General features: G+C 67.8%; 15 protein-coding genes and 1 pseudogene. 5 read left to right on the top strand and 11 right to left on the bottom strand.

What is annotated here, in order from left to right; translation table 11 throughout:
- Window positions 1-79 precede the first annotated feature (79 nt).
- The 3 genes from OHA25_RS38970 to recD2 form a co-directional block, all read right to left on the bottom strand.
- Window positions 80-643, bottom strand: coding sequence for an NUDIX hydrolase (locus OHA25_RS38970; RefSeq protein WP_327581924.1), 564 nt, complete (start codon window positions 641-643; stop codon window positions 80-82).
- 216 nt (window positions 644-859) lie between these two features.
- A complete protein-coding gene (locus OHA25_RS38965; RefSeq protein WP_327581923.1) occupies window positions 860-2,059 on the bottom strand; it encodes a L,D-transpeptidase in 1,200 nt (399 codons plus the stop codon).
- Between the two features lie 123 nt (window positions 2,060-2,182).
- The gene (recD2, locus tag OHA25_RS38960; RefSeq protein ID WP_327581922.1) at window positions 2,183-4,384 is read right to left on the bottom strand and encodes an SF1B family DNA helicase RecD2; all 2,202 of its coding nucleotides are present in this window, start codon (window positions 4,382-4,384) and stop codon (window positions 2,183-2,185) included.
- Window positions 4,385-5,196: 812 nt separating this feature from the next.
- On the opposite strand from recD2, the gene OHA25_RS38955 reads away from it, so the two are divergent.
- Complete coding sequence (locus OHA25_RS38955; protein WP_327581921.1) at window positions 5,197-6,057, top strand: phosphotransferase enzyme family protein; 861 nt, start codon at window positions 5,197-5,199, stop codon at window positions 6,055-6,057.
- A gap of 612 nt (window positions 6,058-6,669) precedes the next feature.
- Here OHA25_RS38955 and OHA25_RS38950 read toward each other — a convergent pair.
- Window positions 6,670-6,996, bottom strand: coding sequence for a hypothetical protein (locus tag OHA25_RS38950; RefSeq protein WP_327581920.1), 327 nt, complete (start codon window positions 6,994-6,996; stop codon window positions 6,670-6,672).
- A 104-nt stretch (window positions 6,997-7,100) separates the two neighbouring features.
- On the opposite strand from OHA25_RS38950, the gene OHA25_RS38945 reads away from it, so the two are divergent.
- From OHA25_RS38945 to OHA25_RS38935, 3 genes are all read left to right on the top strand, one after another.
- Window positions 7,101-7,289: a hypothetical protein gene (locus OHA25_RS38945; protein WP_327581919.1), complete on the top strand. Its 189-nt coding sequence runs from the start codon at window positions 7,101-7,103 to the stop codon at window positions 7,287-7,289.
- A gap of 227 nt (window positions 7,290-7,516) precedes the next feature.
- Complete coding sequence (dnaE, locus tag OHA25_RS38940) at window positions 7,517-11,065, top strand: DNA polymerase III subunit alpha (RefSeq protein WP_327581918.1); 3,549 nt, start codon at window positions 7,517-7,519, stop codon at window positions 11,063-11,065.
- Entirely contained in the window at window positions 11,062-11,412 is a 351-nt protein-coding gene (locus tag OHA25_RS38935; RefSeq protein ID WP_327581917.1) for a DUF6300 family protein, read from the top strand. Before dnaE ends, OHA25_RS38935 begins: the two co-directional genes overlap by 4 nt.
- 81 nt (window positions 11,413-11,493) lie before the next feature.
- Here the strand turns inward: OHA25_RS38935 and OHA25_RS38930 are convergent, their stop codons facing one another.
- Genes OHA25_RS38930 through OHA25_RS38915 form a run of 4 tightly spaced genes read right to left on the bottom strand, consistent with a single transcriptional unit; the run spans window position 11,494 to window position 13,100 of the window.
- Window positions 11,494-11,676: a hypothetical protein gene (locus OHA25_RS38930; protein ID WP_327581916.1), complete on the bottom strand. Its 183-nt coding sequence runs from the start codon at window positions 11,674-11,676 to the stop codon at window positions 11,494-11,496.
- A gap of 40 nt (window positions 11,677-11,716) precedes the next feature.
- The gene (locus OHA25_RS38925; protein ID WP_327581915.1) at window positions 11,717-12,271 is read right to left on the bottom strand and encodes a hypothetical protein; all 555 of its coding nucleotides are present in this window, start codon (window positions 12,269-12,271) and stop codon (window positions 11,717-11,719) included.
- A complete protein-coding gene (locus OHA25_RS38920; RefSeq protein ID WP_327581914.1) occupies window positions 12,268-12,930 on the bottom strand; it encodes a putative 2OG-Fe(II) oxygenase in 663 nt (220 codons plus the stop codon). Before OHA25_RS38920 ends, OHA25_RS38925 begins: the two co-directional genes overlap by 4 nt.
- A complete protein-coding gene (locus OHA25_RS38915; protein ID WP_327581913.1) occupies window positions 12,927-13,100 on the bottom strand; it encodes a hypothetical protein in 174 nt (57 codons plus the stop codon). The genes OHA25_RS38920 and OHA25_RS38915 overlap by 4 nt, the downstream gene beginning before the upstream one ends.
- Window positions 13,101-13,429: 329 nt before the next feature.
- Here OHA25_RS38915 and OHA25_RS38910 point away from each other — a divergent pair, with 329 nt between their 5' ends.
- The gene (locus OHA25_RS38910; RefSeq protein WP_327581912.1) at window positions 13,430-14,071 is read left to right on the top strand and encodes a gamma carbonic anhydrase family protein; all 642 of its coding nucleotides are present in this window, start codon (window positions 13,430-13,432) and stop codon (window positions 14,069-14,071) included.
- Between the two features lie 72 nt (window positions 14,072-14,143).
- Here the strand turns inward: OHA25_RS38910 and OHA25_RS61585 are convergent.
- From OHA25_RS61585 to OHA25_RS38900, 3 genes and pseudogenes are all read right to left on the bottom strand, one after another.
- A pseudogene (locus OHA25_RS61585) lies at window positions 14,144-14,371 on the bottom strand (hypothetical protein); the annotation flags it as partial.
- 14 nt (window positions 14,372-14,385) lie between these two features.
- Complete coding sequence (locus OHA25_RS38905) at window positions 14,386-14,742, bottom strand: DNA cytosine methyltransferase (protein WP_327581911.1); 357 nt, start codon at window positions 14,740-14,742, stop codon at window positions 14,386-14,388.
- Between the two features lie 42 nt (window positions 14,743-14,784).
- Window positions 14,785-15,876 (bottom strand): tyrosine-type recombinase/integrase, encoded by a 1,092-nt coding sequence (locus OHA25_RS38900; RefSeq protein WP_327581910.1) that lies wholly within the window; start codon window positions 15,874-15,876, stop codon window positions 14,785-14,787.
- Window positions 15,877-15,979 lie beyond the last annotated feature (103 nt).

The raw sequence follows: 15,979 nt of genomic DNA, 5'->3' as shown, positions 1-15,979 counted from the left end.
TCCCCCACGAGCCGCACTACGTGTACATCGACCTGGGCTCGAGCGACGCCGGGCCGGCCGCTCGGCATCAGGACGCAGGTCAGGTCTGTCGTGGATGAGCAGCGCCGAGGAGGGCGGCGGCGCGGTCGATGGTCTCGCGCGCGTTGGCCTCTGTGGTCAACTCCCGTGCTTCAGCGAGCGAGAGCCAGCGCAGCGGCGAGTCAGGGCTCTCGGGCCGCACCGCGTCCGGCGTGTCAGTGACCAGCAGGAAGCGCAGGTCGGCATGCTCGTGGGCGGGCTCATGCGGCGCCGCCGGTACGGGGACGATCACCAGGTGAACGGGACTCCCATCCGGCCACGGCGTCAGATCGGTCAGCCCGGTCTCCTCGGCTCCCTCCCGCAGCGCGATCTGCAACGGGTCGGACTCGCCGGCGTCGGCGTGGCCACCGACCTGAAGCCATGCCTGCTGACGGGCGTGCCAGCGCAGCAGCACGCGCCGGGTGGGCGGATGGACGATGAGCGCGGACGCGGTGAGGTGCAGCGAGGTCCCCCGCCCCCATGGGTCGGGGCCGCCGAGGAGCGCCCGGACCCGCTCGATGTCGGCGGCCTCGATCGCGGTCCGCGGTTCGGGCAGGATCACAGGGGCCTCATGTCCGTCTCTCACGAAGATCAGCTTAACGGCGGCAATCCTGCCGGCCGGTCCATGGGAACGAGCGATCACGCTGGAGCGCTGGTTAGGCCGCCTGCGCATCCGCTGAGGTGTCCGCGACCACATCCACGACGCCTTGGTGATGAGCCCGCCGCTACGCCGTGGTGAATCGGTGCGCGGGTGTGCCGGCCGAGCCGGTGCGGCGGCGGGTGCCGGCCCGGGGTGCCGGGGTCAGGCCTTGCCGTTGAGGGCGCTGCCCTTCTTCCACTCCTTGAACGGCATCTGCCAATAGCCCCAGCCGTTGTTCCACTCCAGTTCGCGGTCGGTGCCGACGATTTCGACGACGTCGCCGCGCTGGACGTTGTCGTAGAACCATTTGGCCTGGTCGGGGCGGGCGTTGATGCAGCCGTGGCTGACGTTGCGCACGCCTTGGGCCCAGACGTTGTTCTTGGCGTGGACGTACTCGCCGGAGTTGGAGATGCGGACGGCGTGGCCGATCATCACGTCGTAGTAGCCGGGGTCGCCCTTCTTGCGACCGGGGGAGATCATGCGGACGGGATTGCCACGTTCCATGGTCAGGTGGACGCCGGAGGTGGTGGTGTATTCGCGGGTGGTGGCCATGCCGGCACTGATGCGCATGGTCTGCACGCGTTTGCCGTCCTGGTAGACGTACATGCGCTTGGTACGGGTGTCGACCTTGCTGATCTGCTTGGCACCGATCTTGAGGGTGGCGGTGTAGTCCTTGGTGCCGTACAGCCCCTTGCCGCCCTTGATGCCGGCGATGTCGGCGTTGAACGTCACCTTCTGGTGGGCGGGCCAGTATTTCGCGGTGCGGTAGATGGCCTTGGTGTCGTCGACCCAGCGCCAGGCGCCTTCGACGGGTTTTTCCGCGTCGACTTCGAGGGCGCGTTCGATGGTGGCCTTGTTGTCGACCGGCTGGTTGAAGGTGACGATGATGGGGGCGCCGACGCCGAGGGTCTCGCCCTTGGCGTTGGGGGTCACGTCGATGACCTGCAGGGCGCGCTGCGGTTTGGCCGTGGTGAAGGCGCTGGTGGCGGTGGTGGCGCCGGCCTTGGCGGTGACGGTGTAGCCGGTGGAGGGCTTGAGCGGGGTTTTGGAGACCCATCGGGTCTTGTCGGCGTTGAAGCGGCCCTCGATCTGCTCCTCGCCGGTGGTGACGGCGACGTCCTCGAGGGCGCCGCCGGCGGCGGTGATGACGATCTTCTTGTCGGGGTTGACCTTGGCGCTGCCCTCGGCGGGTGTGATGGTGACGGTGGGTGCCTGGGGGGTGGGCGTGGTGCTGGTTTCGGGTACGCCGGGGTCGGCGGCGGTGGTGGTGCCGCCGTTCGAGCAGGAGGTGGTCAGGGCGGCCGCGGCCAGCAGCGCGACAGCGGCGGCGGCCGGTCTCCTCCATGTAGGCGTAACGTTCAAGATGGTCCTCTCCCCCAGGGCACCAAAGGCACCTCAAAAACCTTAATGCTCCTGCATGTAAGACGACGAATGATTTGGGAGAGTTCGGTCACATTTAGATCACTTGTTGTGGTCAGGTGCAGGTCAACGCGGCGTCAGGCGGTGCGTGAGGCCGGTGTGCCGGCGTCCCGCGCCCTTGGTGCGTACGGCCTGGGCCAGCGCCCGCCGCGAGCCGACGATCACCACGAGCTTCTTGGCGCGGGTGATGGCGGTGTAGAGGAGGTTGCGCTGCAGCATCATCCAGGCGCTGGTGGCCAGCGGGATGACGACGGCGGGGTATTCGCTGCCCTGGGAGCGGTGAATGGACACGGCGTAGGCGTGGGCGAGCTCGTCGAGTTCGTCGAAGGCGTAGTCGACCGGTTCGTCCTCGTCGGTCAGGACGGTGAGCTTGTGCTCGTCGGGCCGGATGTCGGTGACGATGCCGACGGTGCCGTTGAACACCCCGGCTGCGCCTTTGTCGTAGTTGTTGCGCAGCTGGGTGACCTTGTCGCCGACGCGGAAGACGCGGCCGCCGTAGCGGCGTTCGGGCATGCCCTCGACGGCGGGGGTGAGGGCTTCCTGCAGGGCGGCGTTGAGCGCGCCGGCGCCGGCCGCGCCGCGGTGCATGGGGGCCAGGACCTGCACGTCGCGGCGGGGGTCGAGGCGGAAGCGGGCGGGGATGCGGCGGGAGACGACGTCGACGGTCAGGGCGGCGATCTCCTCCGGCTCCTCGCAGGGGAACAGGAAGAAGTCCTTCATGCCCTCCAGGACGGGGTGGCGGCCGGTGTTGACGCGGTGGGCGTTGACGACGACGCCGGACTGCTGGGCCTGGCGGAAGACCTGGGTGAGCCGGACGCGGGGGATGTCGGTGGCCGCCAGCAGGTCTTTGAGGACCTCGCCGGCGCCGACGGACGGCAGCTGGTCGACGTCGCCGACGAACAGCAGGTGCGCGCCCGGGGCGACGGCTTTGACGAGCTTGTTGGCCAGCAGCAGGTCGAGCATGGAGGCCTCGTCGACGACGACCAGGTCGGCGTCCAGGGGGTTGTCGCGGTCGAAGGTGGCGTCTCCGCCGGGCCGCAGCTGCAGCAGCCGGTGGACGGTGGTGGCCTCGTGGCCGGTCAGCTCGGCCAGGCGTTTGGCGGCGCGGCCGGTGGGGGCGGCCAGGATGACGCGGGCGCGTTTGGCGCGGGCCAGCAGCACGATGGAGCGTACGGTGAAGCTTTTGCCGCAGCCGGGCCCGCCGGTCAGCACGGCCAGTTTCTCGGTCAGGGCCAGGCGGACGGCCTGGCGCTGCTCGGGGGCGAGCTCGGCGCCGCTCTGGGCGTGCAGCCAGGCCTCGGCCTTGGCCCAGTCGACGTCGGCGAAGGCCTTGAGCCGGTCGTGGCCGCTGCGCAGCAGGGTCAGCAGGCCGGAGGCCAGCGACTGCTCGGCGCGGTGGAAGGGCGGCAGGTAGACGGCGGGCACCACGGAGTCTCCGGCGGGGACGGGCTCGCGCACGACGCCTTCCTCGGCGACGAGGTCCTCCAGGCAGGCGGCGACGAGGTCGGAGCCCACGTCGAGGATCTTGACGGCGTCGGCCACCAGGTTGGGGGCCGGCAGGTAGCAGTGGCCGTCGTCGGCGGCCTGCGACAGCGTGTAGCGCAGGCCGGCCTTGACGCGTTCGGGGCTGTCGTGCGGGATGCCGACGGCCTGGGCGATGGTGTCGGCGGTCTTGAACCCGATCCCCCACACGTCGTCGGCCAGCTTGTACGGCTGGGTCTTGACGACGGAGATGGACTGCTCGCCGTACTGCTTGAAGATGCGCACCGCGATCGAGGTGGACACGCCGACGCCCTGCAGGAAGATCATCACCTCTTTGATGATCTTCTGTTCGTCCCAGGCGGCGGCGATCATCTTGGTGCGTTTGGGGCCCAGGCCCGGCACCTCGGTCAGGCGTTCGGGGTGCTGCTCGATGACGTCGAGGGTGGCGGTGCCGAAGTGGTCGACGATCCGCTCGGCCATCTTCGGGCCGATCCCCTTGATGAGACCGGAGCCGAGGTAGCGGCGGATGCCCTGGACGGTGGCCGGTAGGACGGTGGTGTAGGACCACACCTCGAACTGGCGGCCGTAGCGGGGATGGGAGGTCCAGCGGCCCTGCAGCCGCAGCGACTCCCCCACCTGGGCGCCCAGCAGCGGGCCGACGACGGTCAGCAGCTCGGAGCCGGAGCGTTCGGTGGCGACGCGGGCGATGGTGTAGCCGGTGTCCTCGTTGGCGTAGGTGATGCGTTCGAGAACCGCATCGAAGGATGAAACGAGTGAACCATCCACGCCAGGCTTCACGCAAACCCCTCTCACGCCTGCTTTGGTGGCAAGAGTAGAGCAGCACTGACAAGTCGCCGAGCGGCCAGCGGATCTGCTGGCTCGTGAGGCATCTCACGGCCAGCCGTTCGCACGCCCGTGCGAGAGTGGATCTATGACGACCCGCGCCGAAGCGCTTGCTGCTGCAGGTCGAGTCCTTGCTGAGGCGCGGGCTCGCCGAGACTCCCTGTCCCCCGAGGAGGCTGCCCGCGCCGCCTATGTCCCCGGGGGCCGCTCCGTCGAGGAGCTGATGGCCATCATCCGAGAGCAGCGCCGCAGGGCTCGCGCGCGCCAGCAGGCTGATCCGAATTGATCTCGCTAGCAATCCCGCAAGCCAGATCAGCGGGGAGGCGATTCGCGTACATCTATAACGTAAAGGCTCCGAAATCGGACATCTCATTGTCCGCGACTCGCTCTTTGGGCGAAAAACACCAGATCAACTAGGGTCCCAGGCGGCAGTTGCAGGGTTTCATGTCCGATTTGACGGTCCTTACGTTATAGATTCTCGCCGCTTCGCCTTTCCTGCGGGTCCTGACCACAGTTGAGCCGAAGCACGGTAGCTGTCGCATAGGCAGGCTTTATGTCACCTGTGACTGTGCGATCGGATCGGCCAGGTGCGACCCCCAGCTATAGATGGCGGTTCCCAGGTTTTGTTGGCGCGTACCCAGCGGGGCTGCGCGCGGCGGGCCGGGCGTTCAACACCGGCGGGTCGGCCACGTCGAGCCAGTGCTCGCAAAAAGAAGTCGACCGGCTGCCCTCGGCAGCGGTAGCGTCCTGGGTCGATGTGGAACGAAGTACGACCGCCGACGACGACTCAGGTCCGCGACGCCTTCGGTATCGAGGTGGGCGAGCTGCGGCCGCATCCGGGCGGGTTCGAAGCGGATGCGTTCACCGACGGGCGCTGGTTCGTGAAGCTTTGGCGTCAGCAGCCCGACAGCGACTCCGGTCTGGCGCTGACCGCTGAGTTGGCAGCTCGGGGCATCCCCGTTCCTGCGGCGGAGCGAGCTCTTGACGGCTCGTACACCTCCGAGCACCATGGCCGGCGCTATGCGCTGTTCCCGTTCGTCGATGGCCACCAGGGAACGTGGAACGACGCTGACGCGATCGCGCGGGCGATGCGCGCCGTGCACGAGATCACCGACCTCGTTCTGCCCCGCACCGATATGGACGAGTGGTGCATCGAGGTGCTGCGCGACCGGCACGACCACCCTTGGATCGTCGACCGCCGCGACGAGGTCATGGCCAACGTTGACCGGCTCGAAGCGGTGATCGAACGGGCACGCGCGATCGACGTGCCCCACGTCGTGTGCCACCACGACCTGTTCCCTCACAACGTCCTCGTTGACCGCGACGGTCACATCGCGACGCTGCTCGACTGGGGTCATGCGATGCTGGCGCCGCGCGAGCACGATGTGTTCTCCGCCTTGTGCGGGCCCGACCCTGTGCGCTTCCTGCGCGCCTACGGCGCGGAGCGACTCGACCTCACCCACCTCGAGTACGCCCGGCTTGCCCGCTCGCTGCGCGACCTTGCAGTTCGCATCTACAACGAGGTCGACCTGGAGGGCATCAACACCTGGGGTTTCGACGGGTTGCGCCGAGTGGACGCCGATCTTGTGCTCTCCCGACCTTTTTGCGATAGCTGAGGTCGCCCGATGCGTCGATCGACGAGATTGCGGCGCGATCGACGCCGGATCACGGTTCTGGGTCGGCTCATTCCGCTGGCGGGTGTTCGAGTTCGTTGCTGAGCAGGTGGGCCCGCCAGATATCGATCGTGCACGCAGGAGGAAGCCGATCTTGAGCGGCAGCTGACGGCCTGGGAAATGCCAGAAACTCTGGGCCTACTTGCCTAACGTGACTTGACGACTCTCAGGCCGCTGACCAGCAAGTTCGCTCGACAACCCCAGATAACGATCGTTGTGGCATCGCTCGGGTCGGATCTTATGCGCGAGCACTCATAGGGCGCCATGCATCCACACCGGATCATCAAGATCGTGTACGCAGCCGCCAAGAACACCTGGGAATTTCCGCCAACAGACTCGGGGAAACGCCACAACTCCGCCGGTCACCCAGCTCGCAGCCGCCATCTATAACTGGGAGTCGCAGCCAGGCCCGCGGGTGGGTCGCGGGCTCGCGCGCATTCCGATCAGCGGGTGCGGTGCAGGCGGGTGCGCGGCTGGCGGCGAGGGGGTGCGGCGTAGGCGAGACGGACACGCGAAAGCCGCGCGGCCAGCAACCGCGCGGCTTCCGTGTGGGCGCTAGTCCAAGTAGCGCTTCATCCGCTGCTCGGCACGCTGGCGGGCGATACCCGTGCGGCGCGCGTTGAGACGCGACATCGTGCCCACGATCGCGGCCAAGCCGGATGGCAACGCCTCGGGATCCTCGCACATCGACACGAACTCCGAGCAGACCGTGGGGGCGGCGACGGCCACGTCACGCGCGTACACGTCGGGGATGGCCAGCGCCTGGACCACGACGCCCCGGAAGTTCTCAAAGAACACCTGCGGCGGTGCGATCACGGGGGCGGTCGGCCCGTGGTCGTGCCGGAGGATGGCGACGAGGAAACCCTGGGAGTCGGCGATCAAGCCGGGCTTGGCGATGGGGCGGTTCAGGGTTGCTCCGTTCGGTAGGTGCTGCCAGCTGGCGGGGAAGTGCCAGCGGGCAGCGGGCGGGTTAGCTGTGGCGGCGCTTGCCGTGTCGGCGGGGGCTGGGCGCCTGCGACGAGCGCCAGTTCTCCATGCGCCTCAACCCGCTCACCGACACCCGTCTCACCGCGGCCTGCGACATCACCGGCAACGGGCCGCAGGACTTCGTCCAGACGGCGTTGAACATCTGGCAGCACAGGAAGAAGATCCCCTACAGTGCCCGCCAGGATTAGGCACGAAGCGGGACCGCGGCCGTGATTACGCCGCTGGCTGGGCTAGCTAGCCCCCGCTGGCAACCGGGCGCTGCCGGCGGTATATGGCCACGTCAGCGGGCCGTGCACGGAGCGTGGGCAACAGGGTGGCAACAACCCATGGGACTCTGTATCGCATCGCCCCAACAGCCCCAGGAGAAGGAATAGGCTCAGCCGAGTATTTGGGCCGTTGGGAGTTGGGGGAGCGCGTGAGCGACTCGTTCGTGCATCTGCATGTTCACACTGAGTACAGCATGCTTGACGGTGCGGCGAAGATGAAACCGCTGTTCAAGGAAGCTGAGCGGCTCGGGATGCCGGCGATCGCGATGTCGGATCACGGGAACATGTTCGGCGCGTACGAGTTCCAATCGGTGGCCAAGGGCTTCCCCGTCAAGCCGATCATCGGGATCGAAGCGTACGTGGCGCCCGCGTCGCGCTACCACAAGAAGCCTGTCTTCTGGGGTTCACGCGCCGAGACCGGCGTGGCCGACGGCGAGGGCGGCAAGGACGTCTCCGGCGGCGGCCGCTACACCCACATGACCATGTGGGCCAAAGACGCGAACGGGCTGCGGAACCTGTTCCGGCTGTCGTCCCTGGCCAGCTTCGAGGGCTACTACGGCAAGCCGCGCATGGACCAGGAGCTGATCGCCGAACACGCGGACGGGATCATCGCCACAACCGGCTGCCCGTCCGGAGTGGTCCAGACCCGGCTGCGGCTCGGCCAGTACGACGAAGCGGTCAAGGCCGCCGGCGAATACCAGGAAATCTTCGGCAAGGAGAACTACTTCCTCGAGCTGATGGACCACGGCATCGACATCGAGCGCGAGGTCCGGGCCGACCTGCTCAAGCTGGCCAAGCAGCTCAACATTCCGCTGCTGGTCACCAACGACTCCCACTACGTCACCGAGGACCAGGCCGACGCCCACGACAGCCTCCTGTGCGTCGGCGTCGGCAAGAACAAGGACGACCCGAACCGGTTCCGGTTCAACGGCTCCGGCTACTACCTCAAAACCGCCCAGGAAATGCGGGCGCTGTTCCCTGAACTGCCGGAGGCGTGCGCCAACACGCTGCTCGTGGCCGAGATGGTGGGCGACTACAGCGAGGTGTTCGCCGAGGTCAACCGGATGCCGGACTACCCGGACGTGCCCGAGGGCGAGACGCAGGAGTCGTGGCTGCGCAAGGAGTGTGAAGCCGGTCTGGCGATGCGGTACGGCACGCCGGTCCCGCAGGAGGTGTGGGACCGGTACGAGACCGAGATGAAGGTCATCGGCCCCATGGGGTTCTCCTCCTACTTCCTCGTCGTCGCCGACATCTGCCGGTACGCCCGTGAGAACGGCATCCCGGTCGGCCCTGGCCGAGGGTCCGCCACCGGGTCGATCGTCGCCTACGCCACCCGCATCACCGAGTTGGACCCGCTGGAGCATGGCCTGCTGTTCGAGCGGTTCCTGAACCCTGAGCGGATCAACCCGCCGGACGTTGACCTCGACTTCGACGACCGCCAGCGCGACCGCATGGTGAACTATGTCACCGAGAAGTACGGCGACAAGATGACCGCGCAGGTCAACACGTTCGGCACGATCAAGGCCAAGGCTGCGGTCAAAGACGCCAGCCGCATCCTCGGCTACCCGTTCGCAGTCGGCGACAGGATCACGAAGGCGATGCCGCCGGACGTCATGGGTAAGGGCGTGCCGCTCGCGGACCTGTTCAACGAGGGTCACCCGCGCTACAACGAGGGCAACGAGATCCGCGCCCTGTACGAGTCCGACCAGGACGTCCGCAAGGTGATCGACACCGGCCGCGGTATCGAAGGGCTGATCCGCGGCACCGGCGTGCACGCGGCCGCCGTCATCCTGTCCTCAACGCCGCTGCTGGACCTGATCCCCATGCACATGCGGGACAAGGACAAGGTGATCATCACCGGGTTCGACTACCCCTCGTGTGAATCCATGGGCCTGGTCAAGATGGACTTCCTGGGTCTGCGGAACCTGGGCATCATCGACCACGCCATCAAGATCATCAAGCAGAACCGGGGCATCGAGCTCGACACCCTGACGATGCCGCTCGACGACGCCAAGACCTACCAGCTCCTGGCCCGCGGCGACACGCTCGGCGTGTTCCAGCTCGACGGCGGCCCCATGCGGCAGCTCCTCAAGCTGATGGAGCCGACCCGGTTCGAGGACATCGCCGCCGTGCTCGCCCTGTACCGGCCGGGACCGATGGCAGCCAACGCGCACACCAACTACGCGCACCGCAAGAACGGCCGCCAGGACATCGAGCCCATCCACCCCGAACTCAAGGACGCCCTCGACCCCATCCTCGGCCCGACCTTCCACCTGCTCGTCTACCAAGAGCAGATCATGGCAGTCGCCCGAGAGCTGGCCGGCTACACCCTCGGCGGCGCCGACCTGCTCCGCCGCGCCATGGGCAAGAAGAAGAAGGAGATCCTGGACGCCGAGTTCGCCAACTTCCAGGCGGGCATGCGCGGCAACGGCTACAGCGACGACGCGATCACCGCGCTGTGGGACGTCATGCTGCCCTTCTCCGGGTACGCCTTCAACAAATCGCACACCGCCGGGTACGGCCTCGTCGCCTACTGGACCGCCTACCTGAAGGCCAACTACCCCGCCGAATACATGGCCGCCCTCCTCACCAGCGTGGGCGACGACAAGGACAAGGCCGCGATCTACCTGGCCGAGTGCCGCAAGATGGGCATCCAGGTCCTGCCGCCGGACGTCAACGACTCCCAGCTCGACTTCGTCGCGGTCGGCGACACCCAGGTACGGTTCGGCATGGGCGCGGTCCGCAACGTCGGCTCGAACGTCGTCGAGGGCATCGTCAAGGCCCGCACGCAGAAGGGCCGCTACAGCGACTTCGACGACTTCCTCGCCAAGGTGCCTCTCTCGGTCTGCAACAAGCGGGTCATCGAATCATTGATCAAGGCGGGCGCGTTCGACTCGCTCGAGCACCCGCGCAAGGGCGTGCTCATGATTCACGAGCAGGCCGTCGAGTCCGTGATCGACATCAAGAAGAACGAGGCCCACGGCCAAGACTCACTGTTCGGCGGGATGGACGACGACGGCGACGACACCGCTTTCACGATCACCGTCCCCGACATGGAGTGGGACAAGAAGACCAAGCTGGACTTCGAGCGGGAGATGCTCGGCCTGTACGTGTCGGACCACCCGCTGGCCGGCACGGAACGGATGCTGGCCCGCAACCGGGACACCACCATCGCCGACCTGCTCGACAGCGGCCGCGAAGACCGGGGCGACGTCACCGTCTGCGGCATGATCACGAAAGTGGACAAGCGGGTCAACAAAGCCGGAAACGTCTGGGCCATCGCGACCGTCGAGGATATGGACGCCGGTGTGGAGTGTCTGTTCTTCCCCAAGAGCTACGAGTTGTACGGGCCGGAGCTGCGCGAAGACTCAGTGGTGGCCGTCAAGGGGCAGATCAACAACCGCGACGGCGCCATCTCGATTTTCGCCCAGGACCTCACTCTGCTGGATGTGTCCGGCATCAGCAGCGACGCGCCGGTCACCCTGCTCCTGCGTGAGGAACGCCTCAACCAGAGCATCGTGGACGAACTGCGCAACGTGCTCAAGCTGCACCAGGGACAGGTGCCGGTGCTGATCAACCTGCGGCGGATGGCTGGCCAGACCGTGACGCTGTCGTTGCCGGAATTCCGGATCAACCCGGAGCCAAGCTTCTCGGCCGACATCAAGCAGCTGTTCGGCCCGGAAGCGATCTCGCTGTGACCGGGCAGCGGCGGATCGACATCGTCACCGCCGAGGAGCCGCCGACATGTCCGCGCTGCAGCGCGGAAGGGCTGCTGCTCGCAAGGGTGCCGAACGAGTGGACGAACGCCAGCGGCGCCGCCGTGGAGGGCCGGAACGGGGTCGTGCTGTGCGCGGGCTGCGACACCGACGCGCCGGCCGCGGCCCCGCTGATCACGTGGTTCCACGTGCACGGCAGTGCGGGCCCCGAGCAGCGGGAGGAGTTCGCCCAGCTCCTGGTGGCATGGGCCGAGCAGGTGTCGGTGCCAGCCGTGAACGAACAGCGGTTGGAGGCGGAGACCGCGCTGTGGCGGAGCGGCCAACTGTAACCGTCGCACGCGATAGAAAGGGCTGGCCCCCGCCGATGTGCGCGGCGGGGGCCAGCCTTTTTCAGGGGTGCAGCAGGGCGGCTACAGGCGAGTCGTCGTCTGAGCGGTCAGCGCGAAGTTGTTCTGCACCGCGCCGCACTTGTTCGAGTCGGACACGATCGCGCCCTGGCTGGCCAGTGCGAGGTACTGCTGCACCTGGTCGGCGTCAACGGAGACCCCGAGGCCGGGGGCGTTCAGGCCGAGACCGACGTTGTTCGCTTCCATTCCTTTTCTCCTTCGGAGATCGGGTTGAGAACGGAACTACCTATGTGATCGACGTTGCGACCACGACGGCGATGGCTTTTCCTTTCTCGACGGGGACGATGGAGCAGGTAAGCCAACCGGGGACGACGGCCAGGGAACCGGCGGACGGAGTGATAGTGAGCTGGCGGCCCCAGGGCAGGCCGGGCATGGCCGTCATGGCGCTTCCCGCGCGGGGGTCGAACACCGCGACCGTTCCGGCGTCCGCTTCGACCGGCGCGACGACCTCGAGGAAGCACCAGGCGAGGTAGTCGTTCGGCACGGCGAACATCGGCTTCTCGTAACCGCCCAGCCAGATCTGCGCCTCCATCTGAACGTCGGCGACGGGCCCGCCAGCTGTGCCTCCCTCGATCCCCCGTTCAGCGAGGGCGTTCATATCGGCGACGAACGCCTGGCGGAGCGCTTCGATGTCGGCGACGGCCTCGTGCAGCGGAAGGGTGGTGAACGAGCTGGCTGCGGTATGCCGATCGAGGATGTTGGCGCAGGCGATGCCGGTCAGGTCGATCTGCCGGACGGTAGAGGCGGTCACCAGGCCCGGCCCGATGTTGGCGATGGTCACAGCTTTCCTCCCGTCCGGTCGTAGGAGGCGTTGAACGCGATGCAGATCCGCAACCCGTCCGTGTGCTGGGTGGCCTGCACGGAGTGCGGCAGCCAGGACGGGAACGCCACCAGCAGGCCGGGGCGCGGCTCGATCGACAACACCCCGGGAGTGACGCCGCGGGCGATCGCGGCCGGGCGGGGGTCGAACATTTGCAGATTCCCGGAGGCGGCGCTGACTCCGCCGCACTCGATGTAGATCGTCCCGGAGTAGATGGAGTCGTGGTGCGTGTGCAACCGGTGGGAGCCGCCCGACCGGTAGACGACCGCCCATGCCTCCGCGATCACCCCGTATGTGTCTTCGACCTCCGGCGCGCGTTCTTCCAGAACGTCGCGGGTCATCGCGGACACGGCGGTACGGATCTGCTCGCGGAGCCATGCCACCGCCGGGTGATCCCACTTCAGGATGTCCATGCTGGACTTCTGAGCGCCGATGACCCCGAACGTGTGCGCGTCGTTGTCGCGGCCTTCGGCGTCCAGGATGAGATCGCGCAGCTTGCCGATCACCTCCCGGGCGCGGGCGCCGCCGTCCGGGGTGTCCGGGTCGGCCAGCCCTGCCCGGTAGATGGGTGTCTCCCAGGTGGTCAGCACGACGGCCTGGGGACGTGTCGCCGTCTTCATAGAGCCTCCTTGAGCCGTTGGGCGAGCGCTCGCCCGGCGTCGGTCAAGTCGTCGTCGATGCCGTCGAGCAGGGACAGGCATCCGCGGCCGTAGTCGACCAGGTAGCGGATGTGGTCGGCGGCGCTCACCAACAACACCGAGACCGACTTCCAGCCTGACTGGCAGGCCATCCCTATTACCGTCCGCAAGATCAAGAGTCGGGTGACCCGCACTCCTGGCCACGGCCACGGCCAAAACGGCACCCAGAGCCAGAGTCGCCCCCAAAACCAGAACCGCCCTCAACACCAGGACCAGGACCAGGACCAGCGGAGCACAATCCACACCCGCACGCACAACAAGATCGAAATCCAATGTCGCAGGGGCGGCCACTGCCCGGCTCCCGTTCGGGTCGGGGAAGCACAGGTAATCGCCTTCCTAGTGGTGGCGCTTGGCAATCAGTTCGACGGCGACGTCTGAAATCCGCCAGCATGCTCGCGGTCGGTCGGGCCAGAATCCGCTCATGATCGCTGAAGCGCAGGGAATCCGCATCCGGCACCGCGGGTATGAACCGCAGGTCCATCCCACCGCCTACGTCGCCCCGACGGCCACGCTCGTTGGTGATGTCCGTGTGGGGCCGAGGGCGCGGGTGATGTACGGTGCGGTGCTCGATGCCGAGGGGGCTCGGATCGAGGTCCGGGAGGCGGCGGTGATCTGCGAGAACGCAGTGTTGCGCGGGTCTGCGGTCGCCGGCGATCAGCCGGTGCTTGTCGACGACCACGTCTTCGTGGGGCCGCATGCCACGCTGCTGGGCTGCGAGGTCGGCAGGTGCGTCTATGTGGCGACCGCGGCGACGGTCCTGCAGTGCGCACGGTTGGGGGCCGGCTCGGTTGTCGCTGTCGGCGCGCTCGTCCATGCGCGCACCGTTTTGCCGGACGAGTACTTCGTGCCGCCGCACACCGTGGCGCTTGACGCGCCGGTGCGGCTGCTGGCACCTGGCGATCCGGGCCTGGCCGAGGCCGTCAGGCAGGTGGGCTTCGCGCAGGTGGCGTTCGGCGTCGACGCGGAGTGGACCGACCGGATCAGCCGGTACGAGCACATCGCGGAGGTGCGCGTCGCCGAGTTCGGCACGCACGCGGACGATGAGGTTCTGAATCTCGGCTAGCGCCGCATCAGCGACCCTTGTGCTGTGGTGAGGTGACGCGCCGTCCGGATTCCACTGCGGCGTGCGCGTGTCACCGGTCGTCTTCCACGTCCGGCCCGGGTCGCGCTCCTCCACGGCCTGGCGCAGCTCGGCGGCGTTGTAGATCTCGCCGTTGTACGCGATCGTGACCGGCCCGTCCCGGAACGGCTGATCCGACCGGGAGTCGAGGTCCTGGACCGCGAGACGGGTGTGTCCGAGGTGCACGCCGGCCACCGCTCCCGTCCTGGCCGCGTCGGGTCCGCGATGCGCGAGCGCGGCCACGGCCGGGGCGATGTTCAGCTTGCCGAGACCGGCGACGACACCGCACACCAGATCCTCCCCGCGTCACGCAGCGGGACGAGCAGCTCGTCGCGGACGGTCTCGGCGATCCGCTCCATCATCACGGGCGGAACGGCTCGGCCGATGCGTTCCCACTGCCGTTGGTAGTTGCCGGTGAGCACGAAGTCGTCCGGGAAGCCGCCCATGCGGCGCAGCTCCGCCAGGGTCGGGTATCGCGGGTGGTCGGGGTGGGTGATGGCGGCGGTGCCTGCCGTGTCTCCCTGGCGACGATGGTTGAGGACGGCTCGTTGAAGCTCAGCCGCTTGAGACTCAGCCGCGTCGGGTGTCCCTGGCCTGGCCGGGTCTCCCGCCACAGCCCCCCAGCCAGAAGAGCTGCTCCCACAGCCGGAGCCGGGTCACATCCCGATCCCGGCCGTGGCGTTGTCCGCCCACTGGTCGACGATACGCAGGTACTCGTGCAGCGCAGTGCCGTTCGGCGCCCAACCGCCCTGTTCGGCGATCGTCTTGTAGTCGTGCTTCGCCTCCCGCGCCGCCGTGGCGAGGCCGGCGCGCATGCTGTGCCCCGTGATGCCCACCAGGCCCACCGCCTTGGCCGCGTCCGCGACGGCGATCCCGATGCCCTGCCCGGAGATCGGGCCCATCATCTTGTGCCGGTTGAAGCGCATGAACGCAGGCCCGTCCGGGTCGAGGTCCGCGGCCGCCGCCCACGCTAGCCATGCGCGCTGCGCACACGTCCACTCGTTCTCACCCTTCTTGATCACGGGCGATCGGGCGCCGGTCTTGCCGTACCGGCTGAACACCTGCAGGCCCTTGTCTGCCACCACGACCACATCCCGAGCGAGGAGGTTCGCCAGCTCCGACCGGCGCGCCGCCATGCCGAAGCCGACCGTGAGGATCGCCCGGTCCCGCAACCCCTTCAACGTGTCCGGCAACGCCTTCGACATCGCGCGGAGCTGCATCACCGTCAACGCGGGGGCCTTACCGCGGCCGCGCTGCTCACCCTCCTCGGCCAGCATGCGGGCGAGGACGTCGACCGCCTTCTTCGCCTTCTTCAGCCCGTCCGGGTGCACGGCAACCCCGCGCTCACGCAGGCACACCGCCGCGCCGTACATGTTCCGCTGGATCGTCGACGGGGCCTTGCCCTCCTTGCCCAGCCAGATCACGAACCCGAGGAACGCGCCCGGCGTGCCGGCCTCCAGCGGGATGCCCACCTCGGCGACGTACCGCTCCCATACCCTCCAGTCGCTCGCGTAGCTGCGCAGAGTGTTCTCCGAGCGGGGCTCGAACTCCTCGGCCGCCTGGTCGAGCTCGGCGAGCCTGGCCCACAACACGGCGTCCTCCGCGGAAACCACCTCGCCGCCGCCATGGAGCTCCAGCTCGCCGGTCACTCCCCGGCCTTCGGGTGGTTGGGCACTCTCGGCAATGTTGTCGAGCCCGGCACGCAACGCGGGGTCGTCTACAGGGCCGAGCGTGTCGAGGGACGTCATATTGAGAGCTCTTGCGCTTGCTTGTTCTGGGTTGGTTGAACGCCCGGTGGGTACACCGGGCGCGCTTCAGAGCGTCGCGACCATTGTCCTGTCTGGGCCACCT

This window comes from Nonomuraea sp. NBC_00507 (assembly GCF_036013525.1).
Classification (GTDB): Bacteria; Actinomycetota; Actinomycetes; order Streptosporangiales; family Streptosporangiaceae; genus Nonomuraea.
The sequence above is the reverse complement of the archived record's forward strand: the minus strand, read 5'-3'. Positions and strand labels throughout refer to the sequence as shown.